Below are 3568 nucleotides of genomic sequence, written 5' to 3'. Positions count from 1 at the left end.
AGCCGATGCCGATGCGAAAGTTCAATCGCCTGCCGTTACGCTGATATTCCTCGACGTAGGCGTGCATCTCCAACGCCAGGCGCGCCAGGAGTCGGGCGTGATCTGGCCGTGGGCGTGGCGCACCGGAGACGACCATGTAGTTGTCTCCGATGGTCCGTATCTTCTCCAGGCTGTACTTTGTGACCAGTGAGTCGAATCGAGAAAATACCTCGTTGAGCAGATCGACCATCTCGGTTGGAGAGAGCTCGTCGGAAAGGGCCGTAAAATCTGCGATGTCAGCGAACAGGATGCTGACCGAGTCGTAGTGCTCGGCAATGGTTTCATCCTTGTCTTTCAGGATTGCTGCGATCTCCTTGGGTAGAACGTTCTGCAGCAGTCTTTCCGATTTTTCCTGCTCGAGACGAAGCAGTCCGAGGAAGCGGCTCTCCTGGCCGACGAAGTAGTGGAGCAGAATGAACGCGACGGCTGAAACCGTACCGATATTGGCCACAAAAAAGATGGTTACCAACCAGGGTGGCAGATTGTTGGTGGGGTGCATGTCCGGCTGTATCAAACCGCTGACGATGACCAGGCCCAGGAAGGCCAGAAACCACCAGGGGGCGTGGTGGCGCTGCCCGATCAGCAGCGCACCAAATGGGCATATCAGTGACCATAGTATCGCGGCGCTTGAATTGACAAATCCACCCAGGGCCAGTTGCAGCAGAAACGGGAGAATCAGAATGAGCAGCAATTGACTCACCCGGAACAGCCGGTAGTGATGTGTCAGGCCGAATAAGAGGATGCTGAAGAGCGAAACCGCCGCATAGGATAGTGGCACCGCTCCGGCCAGTGGTTCGTCGAACGCAATATAGATACCGCCCCACAGCAGGCCCGCCAGGATAAACATCAGGCTGGCGCCGACTAGCAGCGTCTTTTGCAAGCGAGCGTCTTCACTATCGACCGTTTCAGCACCAACGCGCCGAATCACTGCTACCAGTCTATCCAGAGGTGTGTGGGTAGGTGTCATATCAATTCTGCCCCTGAATAAAACAGGGTCAAAAAACCAGCACCTTGTCCGCTTCCAGGGTGTGCTCTGCCAGTGTCCCCATGTTGCTGCGCTGGGCGCCTTCGATGATTTCCTCATCGGTCAGGCCACGGGCATCCATACAGGCACCACAGAGCAGCACCTCACCTTTACGTGTGATGGATTTAAGCATCAGTTCGATGTTGTAGAACCCCTGAGGTACCTTTTGTCCGTGTTTTGCACAGACCACCGCGTCGGCCAGCAGAAATACCGTGACCTTTGTATCTGTATTGCTCAGTGCCTTGGCCAGGCGCAGGCCGTTATAGTTGCGTTCAGTGCCGTAGGGTGGGTCATTCAATATGATCAGGGTATTCATGATTTACTCCTGTACAAAGTATGCTTGCCAACCAACGTCGGTATTGCATCAACCGAACACGACACTCTTGATCAATATGTAGCTCGCCACGAGCATCAGAAAACCACCGAACCCTTTTTTCAGGTGCTCTGCGGGTAGCCGGTGGCTAAGCATGCTTCCAGCAAAGCTGCCGGCGATGGCAATGGCTGTGAAAATTGCCATCAACCCGTAATCGACGGAAACAGTACCGGCATAACCTGCAAAACCGGCAAAGGATTTCAGTGCGACGATGCTCAACGAGGTGCCAACGGCACGCTTCATGGAGAGTCCGGAGAGCAAAACCAGTGCGGGAACGATCAAAAAGCCGCCGCCCACTCCCACGACGCCGGTCAGGATGCCGACGCCTATGCCGTGCAGCGCGATGTGTCCGTAGTGGGGGGCTTCACAATCGCCACTATCGCATTCAATCACTGCGGCGGCGCCGACGGATCTGTGTTGCGGCTTTGGTTTGAGCATCTTCCATGCGGCTGCGTACATCACTACAGCAAACAGACCCAGTTGAATAACCACCGGTGTGATGACGCCAAGCAGAGCGCCGGCATAGGTTCCGGCCACACCAAACAGCCCAAACATGGCTGTCACCTTCAGGTTGACGTTGCCACGCTTCCAGTGCTGTATGGCAGTAATGGTGGCAGTGACAGCCACGATACCCAGGCTCATTGCGATGGCCGATTTTGGCTCAACATGCAACAGATAGAGCAGGGCGGGCATGGTGATGATGGAGCCACCGCTGCCGAATACGCCGAGCAGCAGGCCGGTGGCGAGTCCAGCGATAATAATGGAAAGGGACACTATTGAATCTCCCGTAAATGGTCTGAAGTCTCAGTTGTGGTGTGAACAGGCAGGGCATTCTTGTTCCACTGCGTCATCCCGCCAATCACCACATGCACATCGGCAAAACCCTGACTACCGAGTATCTGCGCGGCTTTTTTGGAACGACGATCCGTGGTGCAGATCAATGCGACCGGTTTTTCCAGATAGGGGGTCAGTTCGGCCAGACGGGATTCAAGCTCTTCCAGGGGTATATTCAGGGAGCCCACGATGTGTCCCAGCTTATCCTGGTAGTCATTGGCGGTGCGGACATCCAGCAAAAGTAATTCGTCCTCTTTGTTCAGGCGTTCCCTCAGTGCATCGATGTTCATGGTGGGGCCCTGCCTGAGACGACCGATTAGTCGGGGAAGGAAGGCCACTACGGCCAGCAGCGCCAGCGCCAGCATCACTTTCTGAATCAAGCCTTCACCACCAGCCACCGCTTCACGCCCGGCGTATCCTAGATAGGTGTAGGCAATGGCGCCTGGCAGCATGCACAGATAGGTGGCGATCAGGTAGTGAAGCAGCGGGATACGGGTCAGGCCCAACGGCATAGTTGAGCAGATTGAAGGGAAAGAGCGGTACCAGACGCACGAAGGCGACGAAGCGCCAACCCTCATTTTCCACGCCCTCTTTCAGCCGCTTGAGATGGCCACCGGTCTTCTGCTCCACCCAGTTGGAAGTAAAGAATCGTGCGATAAGAAAAGCCAGCACCGCGCCGATAGTTGCGCCGGTGAGATTGTAGAAGGTGCCGAGCACCGGCCCGAACAGGGCACCACCCGCCAGGGTCATACTGATCCTGGAAGGAACAGCACCGTGCCGATGGCATAGATAACCATGAACAGCAGTGGAGCGGCGGGACCGGCTTGCTCTACCCACTGCTGCAGGGCACCTGCATCAATATGGTCTCGGTAGAGAATGGTCAGAGAAATTGCCGATGCCAACAGGGCAAATAGTAGCCAGCGAAGTGCTTTACTTCTCATCGCTATTGCTCCATTCGCGGCGATTGATGGCGTAGCCACTGATCTTGCCGATAAAGGGCAGCGCCAGCATGCCGGGTAAGCGGTTGACCTGTTTCGGGTCGCGGTATTTATGGATACCGATGGTCATGCCCTCATGACCTCCTCTGGGTTGATCACGGTAAGTGCCGAACAACCGATCCCACCAGGGCAGGCTGAAGCCGAAGTTGCTGTTTGCCTCATCATCCTCTACCGAATGGTGTACGCGGTGCATATCAGGAGTGACAAGGAACCAGCGCAATACCCGGTCTAGGCTGGTTGGGAGCCGGACATTGCCGTGATTGAACATGGCGGTGGCATTGAGCAGCACCTCAAAGATCA

At 55.7% G+C, this 3568-nt stretch carries 7 protein-coding genes; all 7 read right to left on the bottom strand.

The features are described from left to right. Positions 1-919, bottom strand: a 919-nt coding sequence (locus RIFP1SYM_RS15995; RefSeq protein WP_039960839.1) for an adenylate/guanylate cyclase domain-containing protein, incomplete at its 3' end; no start/stop codon positions are given. A 115-nt stretch (positions 920-1034) separates the two neighbouring features. Further along, on the bottom strand, positions 1035-1379 hold the full coding sequence (locus RIFP1SYM_RS15990) for a DsrE/DsrF/TusD sulfur relay family protein (protein ID WP_005966802.1): 345 nt from the start codon (positions 1377-1379) through the stop codon (positions 1035-1037). Between the two features lie 48 nt (positions 1380-1427). Then, positions 1428-2210 carry a sulfite exporter TauE/SafE family protein gene (locus RIFP1SYM_RS15985; protein WP_005966801.1) on the bottom strand — a complete coding sequence of 261 codons (783 nt, stop codon included), beginning with the start codon at positions 2208-2210 and terminating at the stop codon, positions 1428-1430. Next, complete coding sequence (locus RIFP1SYM_RS18915) at positions 2210-2668, bottom strand: rhodanese-like domain-containing protein (protein ID WP_338063197.1); 459 nt, start codon at positions 2666-2668, stop codon at positions 2210-2212. The genes RIFP1SYM_RS15985 and RIFP1SYM_RS18915 overlap by 1 nt, the downstream gene beginning before the upstream one ends. 4 nt (positions 2669-2672) lie before the next feature. Next, positions 2673-3020: a TVP38/TMEM64 family protein gene (locus RIFP1SYM_RS18910; protein ID WP_338063196.1), complete on the bottom strand. Its 348-nt coding sequence runs from the start codon at positions 3018-3020 to the stop codon at positions 2673-2675. Continuing rightward, positions 3017-3211 (bottom strand): TVP38/TMEM64 family protein, encoded by a 195-nt coding sequence (locus tag RIFP1SYM_RS18905; RefSeq protein WP_338063195.1) that lies wholly within the window; start codon positions 3209-3211, stop codon positions 3017-3019. The genes RIFP1SYM_RS18910 and RIFP1SYM_RS18905 overlap by 4 nt, the downstream gene beginning before the upstream one ends. Continuing rightward, on the bottom strand, positions 3201-3568 hold a 368-nt coding region (locus RIFP1SYM_RS15975), incomplete at its 5' end, for a sterol desaturase family protein (RefSeq protein ID WP_039960838.1). The genes RIFP1SYM_RS15975 and RIFP1SYM_RS18905, both read right to left, overlap by 11 nt.

The organism is endosymbiont of Riftia pachyptila (vent Ph05) (genome assembly GCF_000224455.1).
Lineage (GTDB): Bacteria > Pseudomonadota > Gammaproteobacteria > Chromatiales > Chromatiaceae > Endoriftia > Endoriftia persephonae.
The sequence above is the reverse complement of the archived record's forward strand: the minus strand, read 5'-3'. Positions and strand labels throughout refer to the sequence as shown.